Annotated in this window: 5 protein-coding genes; 1 reads left to right on the forward strand and 4 read right to left on the reverse strand. The window is 48.4% G+C overall.

Annotation, left to right across the window (positions count from 1 at the left end; all coding sequences use genetic code 11):
• From OXG87_11415 to OXG87_11430, 4 genes are all read right to left on the reverse strand, one after another.
• A partial coding sequence (locus OXG87_11415; GenBank protein ID MCY3870157.1) for a sulfatase-like hydrolase/transferase occupies window positions 1–303 on the reverse strand: 303 nt, incomplete at its 3' end.
• A gap of 21 nt (window positions 304–324) precedes the next feature.
• Window positions 325–1,482 carry a hypothetical protein gene (locus tag OXG87_11420; protein MCY3870158.1) on the reverse strand — a complete coding sequence of 386 codons (1,158 nt, stop codon included), beginning with the start codon at window positions 1,480–1,482 and terminating at the stop codon, window positions 325–327.
• A 47-nt stretch (window positions 1,483–1,529) separates the two neighbouring features.
• Window positions 1,530–2,846, reverse strand: a complete 1,317-nt coding sequence (locus tag OXG87_11425; protein MCY3870159.1) for a YHYH protein — start codon at window positions 2,844–2,846, stop codon at window positions 1,530–1,532.
• 34 nt (window positions 2,847–2,880) lie between these two features.
• Window positions 2,881–4,446 (reverse strand): sulfatase-like hydrolase/transferase, encoded by a 1,566-nt coding sequence (locus OXG87_11430; protein MCY3870160.1) that lies wholly within the window; start codon window positions 4,444–4,446, stop codon window positions 2,881–2,883.
• A 155-nt stretch (window positions 4,447–4,601) separates the two neighbouring features.
• On the opposite strand from OXG87_11430, the gene OXG87_11435 reads away from it, so the two are divergent.
• Window positions 4,602–4,946 (forward strand): hypothetical protein (locus OXG87_11435; protein MCY3870161.1); only part of this gene is annotated, 345 nt, incomplete at its 3' end.

Below are 4,946 nucleotides of genomic sequence, written 5' to 3' on the forward strand. Positions count from 1 at the left end.
CTTGCCCGTTTGAAGGCTGCATCGCGTTGGCGCACAGACGGGTGCAGGCGAATAAGCAGCCGAAAAACGCATGCCCTGTTGTGCCAATTTCTCGAGATTAGGCGTCCGATAAAAGTCGCTCTTTGAGCCAGCAACTGCATCGTGCATCTGCACCGAGAGACCGTCCCAACCCTGATCGTCAGAAACCATAAAAATAAAATTGGGTTGTTTGGAACGCTTAGAAGTAATTTGACCAAACGCATTGGCCACCGCCACCCCACAGACACCAGCACCGACGACACCGAGAAACTCTCTACGCTTCATTGGTCCAATTCCTCCATAACACTACTTTACGGTATATCTCACAATCACTTCATTGTCCAAAATGAGATTCGACGACCATATAAATTGTGCATCGTACTCAGGATTATCAAATAGATCCGTAAAATTCGTATATGCGGGTTTATTGTTCACGCCAACTGTCGCATTTGTATAAGTATAGGCTTGTGGCCAGGTCGAATCATCAAAGTCGCTATCGTACCAGTTAGATGGGACGGGATAGTGCATTGCGTAAAATTGACTACCATCATTTGTACCACGCGTGTCACAGTCGCCGGACAAATGCTCGGTTTCCTTCTCGACAATACAGCTCAAATCTCTAATGGGTGCAATATAGAAAGTCTGCGCTTTCCATTGATCATTTGTAATTGCAACCGTATTTCCATTGGCATCGTGAAAACTCGCGACCAAACCACCATCTCCCGGATGATGTAAAAAATTGCGATTAGCTTCTGTGCCAAGTCCCAGATTCTCTTCCCAATCAACCAACTTCATTGCAATCATAAATGGCCGCTTAACCTTAAACCGAACCATGCTCGAATTAAACGGGGTGAACGGAACTGCATCAACAGCAATCAAGGTACCGTTGACATACAATTCAAAGTAATTGTCAGCAAAGATATATCCCGTAATCGTCTCACCATCTCGATCAATCTCTACAACTGGCACAGCCGACAAATTGAGAACACCGCTATTGGAAGTGAAAACACCTGTGCATTGGTTATACATATCCGTTGCATGTCTTGCGGTTGTATATTGCGTCTCGGCAGGCATAATCCACACATTGCCATCGTCAGATGTAATGGTCCCCACACGACTTATGCGACCGCCGGGACAATCGAGCAGATTGGAAATTGTTTGCGTTGCAAAACCCTGAGTGCTGACACCGCGAATAGGATCAGAAATGGTTTGTCCAAATGCACTGGCAAAAATTAAAAAATCCCCAAAATCGACTGTTCCACTTGCGTCCAGATCGAAAATCGCATTTTGCCCAGCAGCCGATTGCCCAAATACAGCTACAAAAAGTAGAAAATCGGAAAAATCAACTTTGCCATCGCCATCAAAATCGGTCAGTGACGCTTTCAAAGTGATTGGACTAAAAATACAAAATAAAGCGAGGACCGCACCCAAAGCCCATTTTGATTTCAATAATTTTAAGAACATGATGTCTGTCCCCTCCGCACGAATATTTTTAATCTATGAATACCAGATCAGTAACGGCGCGGTGGACGCCTTCTAAAACCCGGGCCGCCGGGAGGTCGCCCGGCTCGACGTTGCCTGAACGAAGGATCTGGCGTCCCCCATACACAGCGGGGCATGTACGGGTAGTCATCGGTAAGATAGTAATGGTATATTCCTTCCGGAAACTCGGGCGTAATCCCAAATCGCCCATTGCACTGGTCGAGGTCACCCGATCCCTCAACAAATTGCCAATCTTCTCGAAACGTGCCATCGTATTCTCCCCCGGGTCCACTTGCTCGCGTACCCGAGCGCAATTCCCAACTACCCTCAGGGGCATTGGGCCCGCTGGCGACATAGACCGGAAAACCGTCGGCAGCATAGCCTACCAATACTATCTCCTCGCTCTCCATCCCACCTGTGATTTCATTTATCAAGCTATGCGGCACGCCGTGATAGTGGTAAATACCCGTTGGCTGAACATGCGCGTTATTGCAATCTGTACCCAGCCATTCGAATCGCGCATTGCCGCTCAATCGACGCGCCATACCCGGAGTCAGTGCCTCGTAATTCCACTGCCGCTGGTTGCGATAACTCTCGGCAGTGTCGCGTTCGAGTTTGATGCCCTCGAGCGTGATGCCAAATACAGCCATTTCGGTGGGTGTATCCGTCTTTTCGGGATAGCGGGGAATGCGCCAGGTTTGCGGCACCGACCAAATCATGTTCGGATTGCCCCGATTGGGAAATATTCCCGTCGCATGGGCGGGAATACCATTGGTCGTGTACTCGATGGTATTTTCCAGAACGCGGGTCTGAACCTCCGGAACCTCTACGGGGTCCTGGTTGCACTCCCAGCCAACTTTCGGCGAAAAATCTGCCACAAGCGTCAGGTCGGCGGGATTATGTTCAGGTACGTACACCTCAATCCAAACCGTATCCGATGCTTGTTGACCCGAATTCATCTCGACACGCACTTCAAACAGCAATGTCTCAGCACTGCTGACATTGACAGGAACGCTAATCGTCGTCTGGAGCGCGTTTGTTGAACTCATTGCCGCTGGCGTCCCTTGCACTTGCCGCCACACAACACGGGCACCCGAACCATTGGTAAGCGTGGCGTTGAGATCCACCTGTGTACCCGGAAGAACAATCCGACCATAGCCAGCCTCTACGGATAACGCACTTAGAGTATCTGGCATTTCGGGTGGACACGTTTGACCAAATTGGGCAGCCAACACCAGAAAGTCGGAAAACCCAACCTTGCCATCCTTATCCAAATCCGCACTACACGCATTCGGTTTCGAAGCGCACAACAAACACGCGACAATCGCAAATCCGACAATTTTCATGAAATAATCTCCTGTATAAACAGATATTTATTTTTCAACTTCCTACACTTCCAAAATCCTGTACAAACTTCAAAAAATCAGCAAAATCCACACGCCCGCTATTGTCCAGATCAAACCGAGCCTCCTCCGACCCATAAGCTCTGGCAAATTCAAGAAAATCCACAAAATCAATTTGTCCATCGCCATTAAAATCACTTGATTTGCCTGGTCCATAATTGGGATTCGGTACGGGCATCTGAGCATCAACAGATTCCAGATACTGTTCGAGCCGTTCGCGCAGGCGCATCGCCTCTTCTCCCATATCTTTGGACAAATCATTTTGTTCCCCAATATCATTGGCCAAATCGTATAACCGCACTTCATCAGTCTCGTAAAATTTGAGCAACTTGTAATCGCCTTGTACAATAGCAGAATGTGGTCCATCCCCGCTTTGATAGTGCGGAAAATGAAACACAAGCTCCTCACGGGGTCTCTCCACCGCGCCCGTACCACCAGATAATAACGATGTGATGCTACCACCCTCAATACCTGATGGCAGCGGATGGCTCACACCGCCCAGTTCGCAAAGCGTGGGAAACAAATCAACGCCGACCACGCGTTCGTGACAAAACGTATTTGGCTCTATACCTGGTCCCTGGATAATCAATGGCACGCGAATGCCTCCCTCCCACAAAGACCCCTTCTGCCCGCGCAACACACCCAAACCACCTCCCACAGCACCATTATCAGACATGTAAATCAGATACGTGTGACCACCTATGCCGAGTTTCTCAACTTGATCCATAATCATACCCACACCCGTATCCAGGTCTTCAGTAATCGCCGCGCGATTGACATTTCGATGGACGCGCCCCCTCGGTCGATTTAAGTATGCTTGCCGCGTACTTGCCAGCGCATTTCGGGGATAATGCAGCGCATAATAAGACAACTGAATAAAAAACGGCTTGTCAGCTTTTGTATTCTCTTCCATAAACGCATTCGCACGCCGGGACATGCCGAAGATATCTACAGGATTGGGATCGACATGACGGGCTGCATCCCTGTTACCCGTATTTCCATCGTGTACGTCATACCCGTGACGTCCTGGTCCGCCACCACCGAGATGCCATTTGCCATAATGTGCTGTGGTATAACCGGCCTGTTTCAATATCTCAGCAATGGTTATCTCATCACTGGAAAGATCTCTGCCATGCATTGGTGGGATGAGTTTGCGGCCATCTCTGGCGGTCAGGATAGGAGATGCCTTTGTCCAGTGGTTCTGCGCCGGACTCTTGCCCGTTTGAAGGCTACATCGCGTTGGCGAACAGACGGGCGAAGGCGAATACGCTGCCGAAAAACGCATGCCCTGCTGTGCGAGCTTCTCGAGATTGGGCGTCTGATAAAAGTCGCTCTTTGAACCGGCAATCGCATCGTGCATCTGAACCGAAAGGCCGTCCCACCCCTGATCGTCAGAAACCATAAAAATAAAATTGGGTTGTTTTTGTGCGCCAACCGGAACATCCAGCCCCAGGATAAGCGCGCCCATTGCGCCAAGACCGGCCAGGTGAATAAAATCCCTCCGGTCAATAGAAGCAGGCAATTTGTGTATGTGTCTGATCATTTTTGTTTATCCGATGGATCGTTTATAATCTGCGGTTCTGAATTATTAGATATATATCTCTGATCTGGCGTTCCCTCATCCCTATTGAAAACTTGATTTACACATATTTGTAATCTAAATTTGTTTCATCCATCCTATCTAAAGGCAGCTACTTTATGAAATCGAACACCTCGGATAAATACAGAAATTTACATCTATTTGACGACCAATATTTTGTGCAGCTTATTCAGCGCCATGTATTGGAGTATCATGCGCACTTTGCAGAGAGACTAATTTCAATCTACGTATGGGGCAGTGTTCACAGAAATGAAGCCATTCAAGGCGTTTCCGATCTTGATTTATATTCCTTCATTGAGGGACCGTTAAGAGAAACTGACCACCAATGGTGCAGAGAAACGCAGAAAAAACTCGATCGCGAGTTTCCTAATACACATGGACTCACCCTACCCCGTTCAATTGATGATGTTCTACAGGGCAGACAACCGGGAGCGAACAAAGAC

Source organism: Gemmatimonadota bacterium (assembly GCA_026706845.1).
Lineage (GTDB): Bacteria > Latescibacterota > UBA2968 > UBA2968 > UBA2968 > VXRD01.

Excerpts from the sequence above, each read along its gene's own strand:
- OXG87_11430 (MCY3870160.1), bottom strand. The coding sequence starts at position 4,446 with ATGATCAGACACATACACAAATTGCCTGCTTCTATTGACCGGAGGGAT.
- OXG87_11420 (MCY3870158.1), bottom strand. The coding sequence starts at position 1,482 with ATGTTCTTAAAATTATTGAAATCAAAATGGGCTTTGGGTGCGGTCCTC.
- OXG87_11425 (MCY3870159.1), bottom strand. The coding sequence starts at position 2,846 with ATGAAAATTGTCGGATTTGCGATTGTCGCGTGTTTGTTGTGCGCTTCG.